17 protein-coding genes are annotated in these 17,973 nt (G+C 70.7%); 13 read left to right on the forward strand and 4 right to left on the reverse strand.

All coding sequences use genetic code 11. The features are described 5' to 3' along the window. A partial coding sequence (locus E1218_RS27990; RefSeq protein ID WP_132325560.1) for an ABC transporter substrate-binding protein occupies nt 1-932 on the forward strand: 932 nt, incomplete at its 5' end. Nucleotides 933-999: 67 nt separating this feature from the next. On the opposite strand, the gene E1218_RS27995 is transcribed toward E1218_RS27990, so the two are convergent. The 3 genes from E1218_RS27995 to cofD all read right to left on the reverse strand — a co-directional run bounded on the left by E1218_RS27995 (nt 1,000) and on the right by cofD (nt 3,745). Beyond that, nucleotides 1,000-1,716 carry a DUF3105 domain-containing protein gene (locus E1218_RS27995; RefSeq protein WP_132325562.1) on the reverse strand — a complete coding sequence of 239 codons (717 nt, stop codon included), beginning with the start codon at nt 1,714-1,716 and terminating at the stop codon, nt 1,000-1,002. A gap of 86 nt (nt 1,717-1,802) precedes the next feature. Continuing rightward, entirely contained in the window at nt 1,803-2,771 is a 969-nt protein-coding gene (locus E1218_RS28000; protein WP_132325564.1) for a coenzyme F420-0:L-glutamate ligase, read from the reverse strand. After that, on the reverse strand, nt 2,768-3,745 hold the full coding sequence (gene cofD / locus E1218_RS28005; RefSeq protein WP_132325566.1) for a 2-phospho-L-lactate transferase: 978 nt from the start codon (nt 3,743-3,745) through the stop codon (nt 2,768-2,770). The genes E1218_RS28000 and cofD overlap by 4 nt, the downstream gene beginning before the upstream one ends. Before the next feature lie 114 nt (nt 3,746-3,859). Here cofD and E1218_RS28010 point away from each other — a divergent pair, with 114 nt between their 5' ends. The 4 genes from E1218_RS28010 to E1218_RS28025 all read left to right on the forward strand — a co-directional run bounded on the left by E1218_RS28010 (nt 3,860) and on the right by E1218_RS28025 (nt 10,301). After that, nucleotides 3,860-5,110 carry a hypothetical protein gene (locus tag E1218_RS28010; protein ID WP_132325568.1) on the forward strand — a complete coding sequence of 417 codons (1,251 nt, stop codon included), beginning with the start codon at nt 3,860-3,862 and terminating at the stop codon, nt 5,108-5,110. A 365-nt stretch (nt 5,111-5,475) separates the two neighbouring features. Next, nucleotides 5,476-5,727 carry a WhiB family transcriptional regulator gene (locus E1218_RS28015; RefSeq protein ID WP_020389877.1) on the forward strand — a complete coding sequence of 84 codons (252 nt, stop codon included), beginning with the start codon at nt 5,476-5,478 and terminating at the stop codon, nt 5,725-5,727. A gap of 186 nt (nt 5,728-5,913) precedes the next feature. After that, nucleotides 5,914-8,826, forward strand: coding sequence for a glycosyltransferase family 2 protein (locus E1218_RS28020; protein WP_132325570.1), 2,913 nt, complete (start codon nt 5,914-5,916; stop codon nt 8,824-8,826). Next, nucleotides 8,823-10,301, forward strand: a complete 1,479-nt coding sequence (locus E1218_RS28025; RefSeq protein WP_132325572.1) for a DUF5719 family protein — start codon at nt 8,823-8,825, stop codon at nt 10,299-10,301. Before E1218_RS28020 ends, E1218_RS28025 begins: the two co-directional genes overlap by 4 nt. An 8-nt stretch (nt 10,302-10,309) precedes the next feature. On the opposite strand, the gene E1218_RS28030 is transcribed toward E1218_RS28025, so the two are convergent. Next, nucleotides 10,310-10,693, reverse strand: coding sequence for a DUF3499 domain-containing protein (locus E1218_RS28030; protein ID WP_132325574.1), 384 nt, complete (start codon nt 10,691-10,693; stop codon nt 10,310-10,312). A 31-nt stretch (nt 10,694-10,724) separates the two neighbouring features. On the opposite strand from E1218_RS28030, the gene E1218_RS28035 reads away from it, so the two are divergent. From E1218_RS28035 to E1218_RS28070, 8 genes are all read left to right on the forward strand, one after another. Further along, on the forward strand, nt 10,725-11,171 hold the full coding sequence (locus tag E1218_RS28035; protein ID WP_233712514.1) for a metallopeptidase family protein: 447 nt from the start codon (nt 10,725-10,727) through the stop codon (nt 11,169-11,171). Nucleotides 11,172-11,279: 108 nt separating this feature from the next. Next, the gene (locus E1218_RS28040) at nt 11,280-12,356 is read left to right on the forward strand and encodes a Gfo/Idh/MocA family protein (RefSeq protein ID WP_132325575.1); all 1,077 of its coding nucleotides are present in this window, start codon (nt 11,280-11,282) and stop codon (nt 12,354-12,356) included. Beyond that, nucleotides 12,349-13,092 carry a ThuA domain-containing protein gene (locus E1218_RS28045; protein WP_132325577.1) on the forward strand — a complete coding sequence of 248 codons (744 nt, stop codon included), beginning with the start codon at nt 12,349-12,351 and terminating at the stop codon, nt 13,090-13,092. Before E1218_RS28040 ends, E1218_RS28045 begins: the two co-directional genes overlap by 8 nt. 37 nt (nt 13,093-13,129) lie before the next feature. Further along, nucleotides 13,130-14,515 (forward strand): phosphomannomutase/phosphoglucomutase, encoded by a 1,386-nt coding sequence (locus E1218_RS28050; protein ID WP_132325579.1) that lies wholly within the window; start codon nt 13,130-13,132, stop codon nt 14,513-14,515. After that, entirely contained in the window at nt 14,516-14,713 is a 198-nt protein-coding gene (locus E1218_RS28055) for a Trm112 family protein (protein ID WP_132325581.1), read from the forward strand. Nucleotides 14,714-14,792: 79 nt separating this feature from the next. Continuing rightward, the gene (locus E1218_RS28060) at nt 14,793-15,869 is read left to right on the forward strand and encodes an SIS domain-containing protein (protein WP_132325583.1); all 1,077 of its coding nucleotides are present in this window, start codon (nt 14,793-14,795) and stop codon (nt 15,867-15,869) included. Continuing rightward, nucleotides 15,863-17,026 carry a mannose-6-phosphate isomerase, class I gene (manA, locus tag E1218_RS28065; RefSeq protein ID WP_132325584.1) on the forward strand — a complete coding sequence of 388 codons (1,164 nt, stop codon included), beginning with the start codon at nt 15,863-15,865 and terminating at the stop codon, nt 17,024-17,026. Before E1218_RS28060 ends, manA begins: the two co-directional genes overlap by 7 nt. Before the next feature lie 31 nt (nt 17,027-17,057). After that, nucleotides 17,058-17,973: cation diffusion facilitator family transporter (locus E1218_RS28070; RefSeq protein WP_132325586.1), on the forward strand; the 916-nt coding region annotated here is incomplete at its 3' end.

The following is a 17,973-nucleotide window of genomic DNA, read 5'->3' on the forward strand; positions in this document are numbered from 1 at the left end:
AGTTGGTGGTGCGGGATACGGCGGCTGATGCGGAGAAGGCCGTGGTGGCGGTGGAGGAGTTGGCTGGGTCAGGGGTGGCTGCGTTGGTGGGGGAGTATCACAGCGTTGTCGCTCGGGCGGTTGCGGCCAGGGCCGACGTTCTCGGCTTGCCGTACCTGTGTTCGTCGGCGGTGCTCGACGCGCTGACCGAGCAGCCGACGGAGTGGGTCGCGCGCTTGTGCCCGCCGCAGTCTCGTGGGTGGCGGGTGTACGCCGACTTCCTTGTCGAGGCGGGTCACCAGCGGATCGCCGTGGCGACTGTGCCGAGTGTGTACTGGGCAGCCGGGACCCGGATTCTCCAGGAGTACTTCGCTTCACGCGGCGGGACTGTCGTCGAACTCGACGTGAGCTCGCTCGACCCCGCGGCGATGTGCGACGAACTCGTCGGCCATCGTGCGACGGCGCTGCTTCTGCTGGTCGGTGTGCCGAAGCCGGCGGTGTCGATCGTGACGGCTGTCCGCCGCGACAGGCGCCTTGCCGACGTTCTGATCGGTGCGCCGGCCGGGCAGCCGGAGTTCGCCGAGTGGGCCGCGTTGCTGGGTGAGGACGGTGCCGGGATTCCGTTCCTGCGCTACCTGCCGGAGCGGCTCACCCCGCTCGGCACGCGAGTCGAGACGGCGCTCCGTGAACGGCTCGGTGGATCGCCGTCCTTCGTTGCCTTCGAGGGGTACGACGCGATGACCGTGCTGGCCGACGTACTGCGTTCGCACGGCACGGACCGCAAGCGCATCGCCGACGCCTGGCCGCACGTCGCGGTCGACGGCACTCGTGGGCGGATCCAGTTCTCCCGCACACCAGGTATCGACGTTTGGCAGTGGACCTGGCCACCGACCCAGGTCATCGACCGGGACCCAGCCGACCTCAGGAGCTTCCGTATTCTTCACACCGGCTGAAACCGCCCGAGGCGCAACAGAAAGCCGCCGCCGAAGGCTGTCCTTCGGCGGCGGCCGGGGAGCGGGGTCAGCCGCCGTTGGGTTCCTGGGCGTCGGCGGCGGGGTACTTCTCGATGAACTGCTGGAGGGCTTCGCCGCTGACGGAGCCGCAGAACTGGCGGTGGCCGAGGGACTTGTTCTGGGCGTCGGGGGCGCTCCAGTGGGCGAAGGCGAGGTTCTTGCCGTCCGGCCAGCCCTTGCCCTCGTCCTGCTTGAACGGGGCGGCGATGAACTTGCCCACCGAACTGTCCGGCAGCTTGGCCTTCGAGATCTTCTCGATCTCGTCGATCTGCTCCTTGGGCAGCGTGTCGCGGTACCAGAGGATGGTGTAGCCGTGCTCCAGGTTGTGGACCAGGTTCTCGACGGCCGGGCGGTCGTCCACGGTGTAGAACTTCTTGCTGAACGGCGCCCAGACCGCGTAGTGCGGACCCGAGGAGGGCGGCGACACCGGGTAGGTGATCCGCTCGCCGTCGGGCCGGTGGTCCTGGGTGCCGCCGCCGTCGTCGTTGGTGACCTGGTCGCACGACGCCGCCGAGGCGGCCACGCCGAACTCGGCGATGGCCTGGTCCTTGGTCCGGGAGTCCTGGATCAGCCTGATCGCCGGGTAGGCGATGATGGCGAGCCCGACCACGATCGACGCGACCACGATCAGCAGGGTGCGGTTGCGGTCGGCCCGCGCCTGGTCCCGCTGCATCTTCTCGATCATCTCGCGGCGCGACTGCTTCTGCGACGACGCTTTACCCACAGTGTTGGTCTTCCCGGATCGGGGCGGCCGAGGCGCCGCCGTGCGGATGCAGTGTACGCACCGACCCTGAGAGGTTGCCTAGAAAACTACTTCGACCGTGAGCCGAACGTGATCGTCGCCTCATTGCCCGGTCCGGTCCGGAGCTCGACGCCGTACCCCTCGGCGTGCAGCAGCACGGCGATCCGCTCGGCCAGCACGCCGACCGCGACCGGTTCGTCCCCGAACAGCGTGACAGCGTTGTCAAGCAGCTCGACGTGGACGTCCTCGTCCAGCAGCCCGTCCCACAGCGACGGATCCACCTCGCGCGGCCCGGCCGGCGCCCTCCGCTCCAGTACGGCGGCCCGCGCGGCCTCCCGTGTGCCAAGGCTGAACAGGTCGAGCTCGGCGTCCCGTACCAGCGCCCGCGCGCCCGGTCCGTGCTCGCCGATCGGGAGTACGGCGTCCCCGAGCCCCCGCAGTACGGCGACCGGGACCCCGTCCGCCTTGCCCTTGACCAGCTCGGTCGCACTCGCGATCTCGTCGGCCAGCGCCGGCTCGGTCACCGCGAGCACGTTGCCGTGGCTGTCCGTCGTACCGCGAAGGTCCTCCATCACCCGGATCCCAGCGGCGCCGATGGCGAGGTCGGTCTGACCGTTGCGCCACGGGCGGCCGAGGGTGTCGGTGACGACGACTCCGACGTTCACGTCGTATCGCTCCTTCAGCGCCGTGCGCAACTGCCGGGCGGACTCGTCCGGATCGACCGGCAGCAGCAGGACCGTGCCGGGCGCGGTGTTGGACGTGTCGGTGCCGGCGGCGGCCATGACGAGGCCGTGCCGCGTCTGCACGATGCGGGTCTCACCGCGCTGGGCGACGACCCGGACGAGCTCGGCGTCCACCGCCTCCTGGCGGGTCCCGGTGGTCACCCGCCCTTCGGCCTTGCTGACGATCTTCGACGTCACCGAGACCACGTCGCCGTCGCGCAGGTCGGCCTCGTCACCGATCAGTGCGGCCAGGTCGGCCCCGGCCACCACCTCGGGCAGGCCGGTGACCGGACAGATCTCCAGGTGCTTCCTCATTGCCGGACTGCCTCCGCGAGGATCAGCGCCGCTTCGGCCATGGCGGCGGTCTTGGTCTCGTCCGTCATCCACAACGGCACCGCCTGGACGTGAATTCCGGCGCCCGCGATCGAATCGGCCTGGATGGCGTCGGAGATGTCGATCAGCCACCCGTCCAGTACGCCGCCGGTCGCGCGCGAACCGTAGTACCGGGCGACGGCCGAGGCGGTCGACGCCACTCCGACCGCGGCCAGCACCTTGTCGGCCATGCCGCGGACCGGGCCGGTGCCGATGATCGGCGACAGGCCGATGACCGGGGCCGAAGTCTCCCGCACGGCGTCGCGGATCCCGGGGACGCCGAGGATGGTGCCGATCGAGACGACCGGGTTCGACGGCGGCAGGATGACCGCGTCGCAGTCGGCGATCGCGTCCAGCACGCCGGGCGCGGGCTTGGCCTTGTCCTGGCCGACCGCGATGATCTGGTGCGCCGGGACCTCGGCGTGCAGCCGGACCCAGTACTCCTGGAAGTGGATCGCCTTGCGCCGGCCGGGCTGGTCCGGGTCGTCGACCACCACGTGGGTCTCGATCCGGTCGTCGCTCATCGGCAGCAGCCGTACGGGGAGGTCCCAACGCCGGCACAGCGCCTCGGTGACCGCGGTCAGCCCGTACCCGGCGTCGAGCATCTGGGTACGGACCAGATGGGTGGCCACGTCCCGGTCGCCGAGCCCGAACCAGGTCGGCTCGACGCCGTACGCCGCGAGCTCCTCCTTGATCACCCAGGTCTCGTCCTCACGGCCCCAGCCGCGCTCGGCCGAGATGCCGCCGCCGAGGGTGTACATCACGGTGTCGAGGTCGGGGCAGACCCGCAGCCCGAACAGGGTGATGTCGTCCGCGGTGTTCCCCACCACGGTGATCTCGGCGTCCGGCCGGGCCTTGAGCAGCCCGCGCAGGAAGGTGGATCCGCCGATACCACCGGCGAGCACTGTCAATCGCATGGGAAGAGTCTGCACGAGTCGTCAATGCGTCGGACCACCGCACGACTATGCTGCGGTGGGTCATAACCAACCGCACAGCTGTTTGTACGGCCCCCAACATCCCGAGGAGCCCTCGTGGTCACCGACGCAACCAAGAAGCTCAGAGAGCCGGTCGCGTACATCCTGCTCGCTTTCGCCGGCCTGATCGCGCTGGCTTCGCTGATTCGCCTGTTCGTCGGCGGTGCCGGCTTCACCGCTGCCGCCGGCGGGGTGCAGGGCACGCTCACTCCGCCCGGACTCACCGCGCTGGTGATCCTTCTCTCGCTGGCCGGCTCGGTCTGGCTGGTGAACGACCTCGGCGAGCGCACCCCGAACGCGCGGACCGTCGCCCTGGTCTCACTGGTGATCACCGCAGTGGTCGTGCTGCTCGGCCTGATCACCGCGTTCGCCGGGTTCGCCGAGACGAGCGCCGCCGGCCTGAAGATCGTCGGCTTCATCTACGCACTCGGCGGCCTCGCGCTGTACGCCGCCGCCGGGCTCTACATCCTCAAGACCTACCAGGCGCTGCCGGCGCCGGTCCGCGCGCCGAAGCCGGGTCAGTTCGCGCCGCAGGGCCAGTACGGCCAGCAGGGACAGTACGGCCCCCAGGCGCCGTACGGGCAGCAGCAGGGCGGTTACGGCCAGCCGCAGGGTCAGTACGGCCAGTACGACCAGGGCCAGGGCCAGTACGGCGGTTACGGCGCGGCTGCCGCCGGTGGGGCCGCTGCCGGCGCTGCCGGTGGCTACGCGGCGGCGCAGGGCGGCGAGCAGCAGTGGCCGCAGGAGCAGGCCTGGCAGCAGGCAGAGCAGCAGAACTGGTCCGCCGGCGAGGCGGAGGCTCAGCAGCGCCACGGCGGGCCTGAGCAGGGCTGGTCCAGCGAGGCCCAGCACGCCGAGCCGACGCAAGCGTGGAGCGCCGAAGGCCAGCAGCAGTGGCCCGGCCAGGAGCAAGGCCAGCAGTGGCCGCAGGAACAGCAGCAGCAGTGGAGCGGCGACGCCGGTCAGCAGCAGTGGTCGTCCGGACAGGACTACCCGCAGCAGGAGTGGCCGAGCCAGCAGGCCGAGCAGGGCCAGCCGGAGCAGGCCGAGGCTCAGCAGGCCTGGTCGGGCCAGGCCGAGCAGGGTCAGCCGGAAGCTCAGCAGACCTGGCAGCAGGGCGAGCAGGCTTGGCCGGGTGAGGAGGCTCCGGCTGCCGAGCAGCCGGCCGCCCAGCCCGAGGCGCAGTCGCCGGCACCCGAGGCGGCCGACGAAACCCGCGTGGATCCGCGGGGTTCGGACTCCGACAAGGACGAGCCGGGACAGCAGCAGGGCCAGGGGCAGCAGGGCTGGTGGTCACAGCCGTCCTGATCCGGCACCTGCCTGGTCACGCCGTCCGGGGGCGATTTGCCTTGCGGACAAGGCAGCAAGCCCTTGCCGAAACACGCGGGATCACGGCTTTCCGCAGTGCGCGAGGTACCACCTGGAAGCGAGAGGCCTGTGTACGCAGGCCTCTCCTTCTTTTGCAGCCGTGTTGCGGATGATGCCAATAGCAGACCACGGCTTGACTTTCGTGGATTGCAGGAATGTAATTTCAACCGTGTCGTTCGTTGGACACTCGGTATCGGGGACCGTTGCAGAGCGCAGGACGGACGAGGTCAGGCATGTGGACCGCAAACCCACATGTACAGGGGAACGAACAGGGTCGAGGAGGTCGTACCGTGACAGAAGGCCTGATGGCGATTGTCGACGGTGAGGCGATCGAGGAGGAGCCGAACTGGCAGGAACGGGCGCTGTGTGCCCAGACCGACCCGGAGGCTTTCTTCCCGGAGAAGGGCGGATCCACCCGCGAGGCGAAGAAGGTCTGCCTCGGCTGTGACGTCCGGGGCGAGTGCCTCGAGTACGCACTGCAGAACGACGAGCGCTTCGGGATCTGGGGCGGGCTGTCGGAGCGGGAGCGGCGTAAGCTGAAGAAGAAGGCCGTCTGACGGTCTGCACCCGGCACACAACTTGATCAGAGCTTTCCGCGAGGCCCCGGGACGAACCGTCTGCCCGGGGCCTGCGGCTTTCCCGGCGCTCGTGCGGCGGCTGTATGGTGAGTCCTCGCCGTGACCTTCGGTTGATCCCGGTCGCGGCGTACGCCGTCCTTCCCCGCAAAGGTGTCACTGCTCCGCATGGAACAAGAAGCTCCGGCCGGTTGGGAGTTCTTCGACTCCGTCGACTTCCCGACCGACCACACCGACGACCCGATGGGCCGCCCGCGGATCCGGCATGTCGTCACCGCCGTGGTGGTCGGGCACGAGGGCGCCGCCTGGCTGCCGCGGCTGTCCGAGGCGCTGTGGGCGCTGAACCCGCGCCCGGACCGGCTGATCGCGGTCGACACCGGCTCCACCGACGAGACGGCCGAGTTGCTGGCTGCGATGCCCGGCGTGGAGCCCGTGGTCAGCGTGTCCGCCCGGACCGGTTTCGGTACGGCGGTCGCCCGCGGGATCGAGGCGGCCGGGTTCGCGCCGATCCCGTCGGCCGTCGGTCCGTACGGCGACGACGGCCACATGCCCGTGGTCGAGTGGCTGTGGCTGCTGCACGACGACTGCGCGCCGGCGCCCAAGGCGCTGGAGAAATTGTTGCTTGAGGCTACGATGTCGCCGGGCACCGGCGTCTGGGGCCCGAAGCTGCGGCTGTGGCCGCGGGACCGTGAGCTGCTCGAGGTCGGCGTGACCACCTCGCTCGGCGGGCGCCGCGACACCGGGATCGAGAACGGCGAGCTCGACCAGGGCCAGCACGACCAGTTGCGGAACGTGCTCGCTGTCAGTTCGGCCGGCATGCTGGTCCGCCGCGACGTCTGGGAGGCGCTGCACGGGTTCGACCCGCGGCTGCCGATGTTCCGCGACGACATCGACTTCGGCTGGCGGGCGAGCCGGGCCGGCTACAAGGTCGGGGTCGCTCCCGACGCGGTCGTCTACCACGCGCAGGCCGCCGCGACCGGTGAGCGCGCGCTGGCCGGCACCCGGCGGCACGCCTACCAGCTCGACCGCTCGCACGCGTACTACACCGTGCTGGCGAACGCGCCCGGCAAGCTGTTGCCGCTGCTGATCCTGCGCTTCCTGCTCGGCACGATCCTGCGCTCGGTCTGGTTCCTGCTCGGCAAGACGCCGTCCGGTGCGGTGGACGAGTGGACCGCGCTCCTCGGCACGTTGCCCGCGGGCGGCTGGACGCAGGCCCGCCGCAACCGCCGCAGCCTCGACCGCGTCCCGTACGACGACATCAAGCCACTGTTCTCCCGGTCGGTGCACGCGTTGCGGCACAACCTGGAGGAGACCACCAGCACGATCTCCGAGCGGATCCGCGAAGCCTGGGCGGACGAGCCGGAGGAGCAGGTCGTCACCACCGCCCGCCGGGCCAAGTCCACGACCCGGGTGGCGGTCGACCAACCTCGTTGGCGACGGCAACTGATTCGCCGGCCGTTCCTGATCGCGTGGGTCTTCCTCGCCATCGGTGCGGTCGTCGCGGCCCGCAGCCTGATCGGTGGCGGTGTTCTGCGGTCCTCCTTGTTGCTGCCTCCGCACGAGACACTCGGCGCGCTCTGGCACGCGGCCGCCGCCGCTCCGCCAGGTGTGACGCCTCCAGCCTGGCTCGGACAGTTCTGGGCCTTCTCCACGGTGATGTTCGGCCCGTCCGGTGCGATGAACCTGTTGCTGCTCGGTGCTGTGCCGTTGGCCGGGCTGGCGGCATGGGCCCTGCTGCGCGCGTTCGTCGTCGACCGTGCCGCCCGCGCCTGGGGTGCGTCGGCGTACGGGCTTGCCGTCTTCACCAATGGTGCGATCACGCAGGGACGGATCGGGACGTGCGTGGCGGCGATCGTGCTGCCGTTGCTCGGTGCGGCCGTGCACACCGTCGCCCGTCGCCGGCGCGTGATCATTCAGGGCAGCTGGCGGGCCGCGTGGTTCGCCGGGATCTGTCAGGCCGTGCTGTTCGCGTTCACGCCGGCGTTGGGCCTGCTGGTCAGCGTGATACTGGTCATCGGTGGCGCACTCGGTCTGGGGTGGCGTCGACAAGGCCGCCAGCTCGTCTTCTCCGTCGTACTCGGTCTGCTGCTGGTGCTGCCGTGGACGATCGAGCTGGTGCTGAACCCGTGGCGCCTCGGCCAGGAAGCAGGTGGACCGCCGACGGCCGCCGTCGGCCCGGGTGACAGCATTCCGCACCTGCTGACCGGTACGCCGATCGGTGCGCCGACGCCCTGGTGGCTCGTCGTACCACTGATCCTGGTCGCTCTGCTCAGCCTCCTGCGTGAGTCGCGGCAGCGCTACGAGTTGCTGGGCTGGTTCGCCGCACTGGCCGGGCTGGCCGGGACGCTGGTCGCCAGCCGGCTGGGTGGTGGCAGTGGACCGCTGATGTTCCTGATGACCGCGGGCTGGATCGTCGCGGTGACGGTCGCCTGGGACTCGGTCGGCAGGTCCACCGAGATCATCGTGCAGGGAGTGCTCGGCATCGTGCTGGTGACGTCGATCGTGACCGCCGGGTTCTGGCTGGTCCGCGGTGCCGACGGTCCGCTGTGGCGGGGGCCGGCGCAGGATCTCCCGGCGTACCTGATCTCCGCGCAGGATCCGCCGCAGGACGCGTCGATCCTGGTCGTGCGCAAGGACTCGGGCAGCCCGATGCGGTACTCCCTGGTCAAGGACGGCGGACCGCGGATGGGTTCGCTGGAGACGGCGCCCACGGCGGAGCAGAGCAAGCCGGTCACCGAGGTGTTGTCGACCCTCGGCGGTGGCGGCACGGGTGAGGAGGGCCGGCAGTTGGCCGGCCTGGCGATCGACTACGTCTACCTGCCCGCGCCGGTCGACCCGACGCTGCAGGCGACACTCGACTCGCTGCCGGGGCTGACCCGGGCCAGCGCGGCCGAGGGCGACGCGGCCTGGCTGGTGAACCGGTCGGAGATCGACGGCAGTTCGCCGCTGACCGACGTGACCCACAGCGTGTGGCGGGTGCTCGGCCTGATCGCGTGGCTCATCGCGCTGGTCTTCTGCCTGCCGACCGTCCGCCGGACCGTCGCCGTCCCGCACGGCACCCACGCGAGGAGGGACCGATGAGGCGACTGTTCTCGGACGCGCGAGTCCGGCTCGGCGCCTGTGTGCTGGCGATGGGTGCCGCTGCCGGGCTGGGCGTCGTGACGCACGCCAAGGAGCCGGTGGTCCGGGCGGAGGGGGTGGACGAGCCGACCCGCACGGTGGTGAACCGTACGTCGCTGTCCTGCCCGGCGCTCGCCGGAGGCGGGAAGCTGTCGAGCCACACGAACGCCGTGTCGCCGACGCTGCCCGAGGGCACGCCGACCGCCGCCGGCAAGGAGACACCGCTGACGATCGCGCCCCTGCCGGAGACGGCCGCCCCGGCCGGGTCGCTGCTCGCCCGCGGCAAGATCGCGTCGACGGCTCCGGTCGCCAAGCCCGCACCGCTGATGATCCACGGCGTCGGTCCGCTCTCGGCCGGCACGGTCGGCACCAGTACGACGACCTCGACCGAGGGCGTGAACCGGGGCATGGCGAGTACGCCGTGCCAGTTGCCGGGCTCGGACTTCTGGTTCGTCGGCGCCTCCGGGGCGAGCGACCGCCGGGACGTGCTCGTGCTCACCAACCTGGACAGCATCAACGCCGAGGTCAGCGTGACCGTGTACGCGCGCAGCGGTCCGCAGGACCTGCCGAACGCCCGCGGCATCGTCGTACCGGCGCGCGGGACGTCCGAGCTGTACCTCGGCCTGGTCGCGCGAAACCTGCGGGACATCGCGCTGCACGTCCAGTCGAACGGTGGCCGGGTCGCGGCGGCGCTGCGGGACAACGCGACCAAGGGCAGCGAGCCCGCCGGCGTGGACTGGCTGAACCCGTCGGCACCGCCGGCGAAGAAGGTGTTCGTGCCCGCCGCGGCGCCGGGCGCCGGACTGCGGATCCTCTCGGTGGCCAACCCGTCGGATCTGCAGGTCACCGCGAGCCTGACCGTGCACGGGCCGAACGGCCCGTTCAGGCCCGCCGGTCTGGAGACCGTGGCGATCCCGGCCGGATCGGTGAAGAGCCTCCGGCTCGACCCGGTACTGCACGGCGATCCGAGTGCGATCACGGTGTCGGCCGACCAGCCGGTGACCGCGTCCATGCGAATGGTGGACGCGAGCGGGAGCGACTTCGCGTCGGTCGGCTCGGCCGAGCCGCTCACCGGACCGGCGTACCTGGTGTTGCCGGCGCACAAGCAGCCGGCGATCCTGCAGGTGACCGCGCCGGGCAAGACCGGCAGCGTGAAGTTCGAGCTGCGGGACGCGCTCGGGCGGGTGCTGGACACCCGCGCGCTCGACGTGATCGCCGGGGCGACCAGTCAGATCTCGTTCAAGGCCCAGCCGCGGGCGACGTACCTGATGGTCGAGCAGACGCGCGGCATGGTCGTCGCCGGGGTGACTCTGATGCCCGCGGCCGAGCCGGACGAGGACGACGTGGCCCAGGTCGCCGCGTGGCCGCTCACCACCTCACTGGTGTTCCGCGCGCAGCTCGGCGCTCAGCCGGACGTGCGTTCGGCGCTGAGGTAGCGGGTCGTTCAGCCTTCGGAGGTGTTCGCGCCGGGGTCCTGCAGCATCCGCAGGTGTCCCCGGCGGGCCACCTCGACGGGCGCGCCCGGAGTGCCCGCGCCCGGCTCCGGCCGCGGCAGCGGTCGGGCGGCCTCGCGGACCGCGTTGGCCAGAGCTTCCAGGTCGTCCGAAGACGGTCCGGCCGCGGCCGGGTCCGGAGCGAGCCGGATCACTTCCCAGCCGTTCGGCGCCGTCAGCCGGTCGGCGTGGTCGGCACACAGGTCGTAGCAGTGCGGTTCGGCGTACGTCGCCAACGGGCCGAGCACGCAGGTGGAGTCGGCGTAGACATACGTGAGCGTCGACACAGCCGGCTTGTGACAGGCGGCGCGCGAACAGATCCTGGCGATGCTCACGACCAGACGTTACCCCCACTAGGCTGAGCGCGTGACCGAGGCTCGCCGTCATCGCAGGCACATCGACCGCCACGGCCGCGGCATGCTCGGCCCTATCAGCCGGCCGAGCAGGTTCGCGCCCCGCGGGCTGCCGCTGCAACGGTCGGCCGCGGCCCAGTTCGACGAGGTGGTCGCGATCGAGGTGACCCGGCTGGAGAAGCGCCTGCCGCAGGTCGTCACCCGGGTCGAGTTCGCCATCGAGGACGTGCCGAACCTGGACCTCGACGCGGTTGACATCCCACTCACCCACTCCACCGGCGGGACGTCGCACGAGCCGTACCGGATCGTCGTCTTCCGGCGTCCGATCGAGCTGCGGGCCGAGCGGTCCGGCACGAGCCTGGCCTGGCTGGTGCGGTCCGCGCTGGTGCTCGAGTTGGCCGATGTACTGGCACTGTCGCCGGAGCAGATCGACCCCGAGTTCGAGTCCGACGACGACTGACCGACCCCGGGACACCGCAGAGCCACCCGCTCCGCCGGCGTTCGAACGTGTTCCGTACTGTGGGAGCCGGTTTGTGACCTTCGTTGTCATTGCGAGAGGATCGTGGGTGTGAACGATCAAAAACTGCGCGTCGGAGTCGTCGGACTGGGCTTCGCCGGACGGACGGCGCTCGAGGCCTTCTCCGAGCTGCCGGACGTCGAGGTGGTAGCGCTGGCCGGCCTGGAGAAGGACACGCTGACCGGTCTGGGCGACAAGCACGGTGTCCCGCACCTGTACGAGAAGTGGGAGGACCTGCTCGAGACCGAGGGCCTGGAAGCGGTCAGCATCGGTACGCCGACGCAGCTGCACGCCCCGATCGCGCTCAGGGCGCTGGACAAGGGCCTGCACGTCCTCTGCGAGAAGCCGCTGGCCCGGACGGTCGCCGAGGGCACCGCGATGGTCGAGGCCTCGAAGAAGTCCGGCAAGGTTCTCAAGGTCATCTTCAACCACCGCGAGCGCGGCGACGTGGCCGCGCTGAAGCATCAGATCGACGAGGGCCAGCTGGGCCGGGTCTACTACGCGAAGGCGCACTGGATGCGCCGCAACGGCATCCCGGGCATGGGCGGCTGGTTCACCAACCGCGAGCTGTCCGGCGGCGGCCCGCTGATCGACCTCGGCGTCCACATCCTCGACCTGGCCCTGCACCTGCTGGGCGAGCCGCAGGTCACCACGGTGAGCGCGAACACGTTCGCCGAGCTGGGTCCGCGCGGCAAGGGCAGCCGCGACCCGAACGCGAACACGCTCGGCTCGGCGTTCGAGGTGGAGGACCTGGCCACGGCGTACCTGCGGCTCCAGGGCGGCGGCGCGCTGCAGCTGGAGACCAGCTGGGCCACCTACCGGGCGCCGGGCGACAACTTCGGCATCGAGCTGTTCGGCACCGACGGCGGCGCCAAGATCGAGGTGCAGAACTACACCAACGAGGACACGCTGCGAATCTTCACCGACGTCGGCGGCGTACCGGCCGAGGTCAAGCCGGCCACCGGCGCCGGGCTCGGCCACCGCGCGGTGGTGCAGGAGTTCGTCCGGATCGTCCGGAGCGGCGACTGGGCCGCACACAACGGGTCCGAGGCGCTGCTCCGGACCGAGGTCATCGACGCCTGCTACGCCTCGGCGAAGGCGGGACGAGAGGTTGTTCTCCATGACTGAACCGATTCGCGTCACCGTCTGGGGCGAGAACGTCCACGAAGGCCGGGACGAGTCCGTCCGCAAGGTCTACCCCGACACCATGCACGAGACGATCGCGGCCGCGGTCAGGGCCAAGCTCGGCGACGACGTGGTCGTCCGGACCGCGTGGCTGCAGCAGCCCGAGCACGGCCTCACCGAGGAGGTGCTGGCCGAGACCGACGTCCTGACCTGGTGGGGGCACGCGGCCCACGGCGACGTCGACGACGCGGTCGTCGAGCGGGTGCAGCGGCACGTGCTGTCCGGGATGGGCCTGATCGTGCTGCACTCGGCGCACTTCAGCAAGATCTTCATCCGGCTGATGGGCACCACCTGCTCGCTCGACTGGCGGTCGGAGAACGACCGCGAGCTGCTCTGGACGGTGGCCGCCGGCCACCCGATCGCGCAGGGGATCCCGCACCCGCTGGTGATCGAGCGCGAGGAGATGTACGGCGAGCTGTTCGACATCCCGCAGCCGGACGAGCTGGTGTTCGTCAGCTCGTTCTCCGGCGGCGAGGTGTTCCGCTCCGGCTGCTGCTACCGCCGCGGCCAGGGCCGGGTCTTCTACTTCCGCCCGGGCGACCAGGAGTACCCGACGTACCACCAGCCCGAGGTCCAGCAGATCATCGCGAACGCGGTCGGCTGGGCGGCTCCGACGAGCCCGCGGCAGCTCCCTGAGGTCCACCACCGCAAGACACCGGGCTGGTTCGATCAGGCCTGAGATACGGGATCGTGCGTGGGCCGGATAGGGTCCACGCATGGTTGACGTTGCTGCGATCTTCAAGGCGTACGACGTACGTGGGGTCGTCCCGGACCAGTTGGACGAGTCGGTGGCCCGGGCGACCGGGGCTGCCTTCGTCGAGGTCCTGGACGTCCTCGCGTCTCCGGGGGCGGTCGTGGTCGGCTACGACATGCGGCCGTCCAGCCCGGCTCTGGCGGCCGCGTTCGCCGAGGGGGTGACCAGCACCGGCGCGGACGTGGTCGACATCGGCCTCGCCTCCACCGACCAGCTGTACTTCGCCTCCGGCCGGCTCCAGTTGCCCGGCGCAATGTTCACCGCCAGCCACAACCCGGCGCAGTACAACGGCATCAAACTCTGCCGTGCGGGCGCCGCTCCGGTCGGCTCGGACTCCGGCCTGCGCGACATCGCCGACCTGGTCGCCAAGGCGCTCACCGAGGGACCGGCGGCCGGCGCCGTACCGGGCAAGGTGACGAAGAAGGACCTGCTGACCGCGTACGCCGACCACCTGCACGACCTGGTGGACCTGAGCGGCATCCGTCCGCTGAAGGTCGTCGTGGACGCCGGCAACGGCATGGGCGGCCACACCGTCCCGGCCGTGTTCGCCACCGGTCCGGTCGAGATCATCCCGCTCTACTTCGAGCTGGACGGCAACTTCCCGAACCACGAGGCGAACCCGCTGGACCCGAAGAACCTGGTCGACCTGCAGGCGAAGGTGCGGGAGCTCGGCGCCGACCTCGGGCTGGCCTTCGACGGTGACGCCGACCGCTGCTTCGTGGTGGACGAGAAGGGCGACCCGATCTCGCCGAGCGCGATCACCGGCGCGGTGGCGGTTCGCGAGCTGGCCAAGCACCCCGGTTCCGCCGTCATCCACAACCTGATCACCTCCAAGGCCGTGCCCGAACTGATCACCGAGCACGGCGGCACGCCGGTGCGGTCCCGGGTCGGGCACTCGTACATCAAGCAGAAGATGGCCGAGACCGACGCGGTGTTCGGCGGCGAGCACTCCGCCCACTACTACTTCCGCGACTTCTGGCGGGCCGACACCGGCATGCTGGCCGCACTGCACGTGCTGGCGGCGCTCGGTGAGGAGGACAAGCCGGCCAGTGAGCGGTTCGCCGACTACGAGCGGTACGCCGCGTCCGGCGAGCTGAACAACAAGGTCGGCGACGCGGCCGCCACGGTGGCCGCGATCGAAGACACCTACAGCGGCCGGGACGGCATTACCGTTGACCATCTGGACGGTCTGACCGTGTCAGCGGGACAGTGGTGGTTCAACGTCCGTGCGTCGAACACGGAACCGTTGCTGCGGCTGAACGTCGAGGCGGACGACCGGGCCACGATGGAACGCGTCCGCGACGAAGTACTGGCCCTGATCACCGGCGCATCGGTGGAGGAGAACTGAATGGCAGTCAATCTGGACCCGGACCTGCTGAGCATCCTGGTCTGCCCCAAGTGCCGGTCGGAGTTCCGGGTGGACGACGAGGCGAACGAGCTGATCTGCACGAACGGCGCGTGCGCGCTGGCGTACCCGGTCCGTGACGACATCCCGGTCCTGCTGATCGACGAGGCGCGGGACACGAAAGCGGCGCCGGTCGACTGATGAGCGAGCGAAGCGAGTTCCTGATCAGGCACAGTCCGCTTCGTGGCTCGTCCGTGCCCGGAGCGAAGCGAGGACGCGGATGAGCTTCTTCGACGACTCGCGGCTGGACGACCCGGCCGCGCTGCAGGCGGCGGACCACCTGCTCCGGCGGCTGGCGATGGCCGGTGCCCGGGTCCGGGCCGAGCTGGAGGCGGCCGAGGAATCGCTGGGCAGGGTCGGCGCCGGCGGCTTCCGGCCACGCGCGGTGCTGGCCGCCGGCCGGGACGCCCGGCTGGTCCGGGCCGTACTGGAGCCGGTCTGCCCGGTTCCGTTCGTCGCCTGGCCCGGCCCCGGGCTGCCGGGCTGGGCCGGACCGCTCGACCTGGTGATCGTGCTCAGCGGGTCGACCGAGGACTCAGACTCGGTGTCGGCCGCCTCGGAGGCGGAGCGTCGCGGCTGCGGCCTGATGGTCGCCTGCCCGCCCGACTCCCCGGTCGCCCGGGCCTCGGCCGGTTCGCGGCACGCCATCCGGCTGCCGTCGCAGTCCGACGACCAGTTGGCGTCGGCTGTCGCCGTACTGCAGGCGCTGCACCAGATGGAGCTCGGCCCGGAGGTCGACCACAAGGCCGTCGCGGCGCTGCTGGACGACGTGGCGATTGAGTGCTCGCCCAACAACGACGTGGCGTCGAACCCGGCGAAGGACCTCGCCCTGATGCTGGCGGACGCGCTGCCGCTGGTCTGGGGTGGCTCGGTCCTGGCCGCACGGGCCGCGCGGCGCGTGGTGGAGGCTCTGCGGCTGGCCACCGGCCGGCCGGCGCTCGCGGCCGACGCGGGGCACCTGCTGCCGGTCCTCAACCAGCCTCCGCGTGACCTGTTCGCCGACCCCTTCGACAAGCCGGAGGAGCTGCGGCCGGGGCTCGTCATCCTGGACGACGGTGTGGACGACGTCGGCGTCGCCGAGCACCGCCGCAAGCTGGAGGCCAAGGCGGAGCGGCACGACGTCCGCGTGCACGTGGTCACGCAGGCCGACGGCACCGACATCGCCCGGTACGCCGCCCTGACCCAGCACGGTCGCTACGCCGCGGCGTACCTGGGCATCGGCCTGGGGCGCTATGGCTCGGCGACCGACGAGGATCCCGGTGACTCGAAGAACCCTTCGGAGGACCCAGCGTGGTAGTCCGCCTGCAGAACACCGTCCGGGACTACGCCTGGGGCTCGCGGACCGCGATCCCCGAGCTGACCGGCGTGGAACCGGACGGCCGGCCGCAGGCCGAGCTGTGGATGGGCGCGCACGAGTCCGCGCCGTCCGTGCTGCCGTCCGGCGACACCCTGTACGACGCGGTGTCGGCCGCGCCGGCCGACATTCTCGGCGCGGAGACGGCCGAGCGGTTCGAGGGCCGGCTCCCGTTCCTGGCCAAGCTGCTCGCGGCCGCGCAGCCGCTGTCGATCCAGGCGCACCCGTCCCGCGAGCAGGCGATCGACGGGTACGCGCGGGACGAGGCCGCCGGGATCCCGCTGGACGCCGGTGACCGCAACTACAAGGACGCCTGGCCGAAGCCGGAGATCCTGATCGCGCTCGGCCCGTTCGACGCGCTGGTCGGCTTCCGGCCGCTCGCGGCGACGGTCGCGATGCTGGACGCGCTGGCGCCGGCCGGGTTCGAGGAATGCACCGACCTGCTCCGCAACGGCAAGCTCCAGGACGTCTTCACCCAGATCATGAGCAACGACCGGGACACCACCCGGCCGCTGGTCGCCGCCCTGGGAGAGGCCTGTGCGCGGTACGCCGGTGACGCCTTCGCACTGGAGCGGGAGACGCTCGCGCGGTTGTGCGCGGACTTCCCCGACGATCCCGGCGTACTCGCCGCGCTGCTGCTGAACCGGGTGCGGCTGCAACGGTTCCAGGCCGTCTACCTGCCGGCCGGGAACGTGCACGCGTACCTGCACGGCCTCGGGTTCGAGGTGATGGCGAACTCCGACAACGTGCTCCGCGGCGGCCTGACCAGCAAGCACGTCGACGTCGCCGAGCTGGTCTCGGTGGTCGACTTCGAGCCGCTCGCCGACCCGGTCATGGAGGCGACCCCGCCGGCCGACGGCGTCTCGTCGTACGAGACCGGCTGTGAGTACTACGCGATCCGCCGGGTGGACCTGGACGGTGACGGGCGGACCGTCACCGGTGAGGGACCCCGGATCGTCTGCTGTGTGGACGGACGTGTCGAGGTCGTCGCCGAGGGCACTGTGACGTTGTCCGCCGGCCAGTCCGCGTTCGCTTCCGGACCCGAAGGACCCTGTAGCCTGCGTGGTTCCGGCACGGCGTTCGTCGTGTCCGCACGCTGATCACCCAACTGTTGACGGAGGACCTGGAGAAATGGCTGGTGGCGGAACCAAGGCGGTCGTCGCGGCACTGCTGGCGAACACCGGGATCGCGATCACCAAGTTCGCCGCCTGGGGCCTGACCCAGTCGGCGTCGATGCTCGCCGAGGCGATTCACTCGGTCGCCGACGCCGGCAACCAGGTGTTGCTGCTGGTCGGCGGCAAGCGCGCCCGGCGGGAGGCGAACGAGCTGCACCAGTTCGGCTTCGGCCGGGAGCGGTACGTCTACTCGTTCATCGTCGCGATCGTGCTGTTCAGCGTCGGTGGCCTGTTCGCGCTGTACGAGGGCTACCACAAGATCCACGACCCGCACCCGATCGAGAACTGGAAGTGGGTCCCGGTCGTCGTGCTGGTGGCCGCGATCATCATGGAGACGTTCTCGTTCCGGACCGCGATCGTCGAGGCCAACAAGGTCCGCGGCCACGTCGGCTGGTCCAAGTTCATCCGGCAGGCCCGCTCGCCGGAGCTGCCGGTCATCCTGCTGGAGGACTTCGCCGCGCTCACCGGTCTGGTGCTGGCACTCATCGGCGTCGTGCTGACCCTTGTCACCGGCAACGGTGTCTGGGACGGCGCGGGTTCGATGGCGATCGGTGTGCTGCTGGTCTGCGTTGCCGTGTTCCTGGCGATCGAGATGAAGTCGCTGCTTCTCGGCGAGTCGGCGACCCGGGAGTCGCAGGAGAAGATCGTCGCCGCGATCGAGAACACCGCCGGCGTGCAGCGGCTGATCCACATCAAGACCCTGCACCTCGGCCCGGAGGAGGTCCTGGTCGCCGCCAAGGTCGGGGTCGAGCCGACCACCGACGCGTCCGTCGTCGCGGAGACCATCAACGCCGCCGAACGCGCCATCCGCGAGGCCGAGCCGATGTCCGTGCACGTCTACCTCGAGGCGGACATCTACCTGGAGAACTACT

The sequence above is a fragment of the Kribbella turkmenica genome (genome assembly GCF_004348725.1).
Classification (GTDB): Bacteria; Actinomycetota; Actinomycetes; order Propionibacteriales; family Kribbellaceae; genus Kribbella; species Kribbella turkmenica.